The organism is Chitinophaga agrisoli, assembly GCF_008386695.1.
Lineage (GTDB): Bacteria > Bacteroidota > Bacteroidia > Chitinophagales > Chitinophagaceae > Chitinophaga > Chitinophaga agrisoli.
Map to the genome: position 1 here is coordinate 1 of NZ_VUOC01000057.1, position 322 is coordinate 322.

The following is a 322-nucleotide window of genomic DNA, read 5'->3' on the forward strand; positions in this document are numbered from 1 at the left end:
TTCCACTGGCTAGGTTGATGCGCTGGATGTTGTTGTTGAAGCCAACATGGTTGTGGTTGATGACGGCGACGTCATTGTGGAGGTTGTTCATGTTGTAGCTGCCGTGCATATGGACACTGGAGGTGGTGACCCTGGTGCCTCCGGAGAAGATGTTAGCTGTGCCAAAAGCGAGGGTGAACTGACGAGCCTGGGCATCCCTGGACCTCCAGCAGTGAGCAGCGGTCACAGAGCGGGTGTTGGTCAGTAAGGAAGCTCCGCAGATTGGAGTTCTGCCATTCGTGAGTGCGTTCACAAGTCCAGCAAGATGGGGGTGTGCACCAGC

General features: G+C 55.9%; 1 protein-coding gene. It reads right to left on the minus strand.

Translation table 11 applies throughout. The annotated features are described in order from the left end of the window. Window positions 1–226 (minus strand): trypsin-like serine protease (locus F0L74_RS34585; protein ID WP_497707335.1); only part of this gene is annotated, 226 nt, incomplete at its 3' end. Window positions 227–322: the final 96 nt, after the last annotated feature.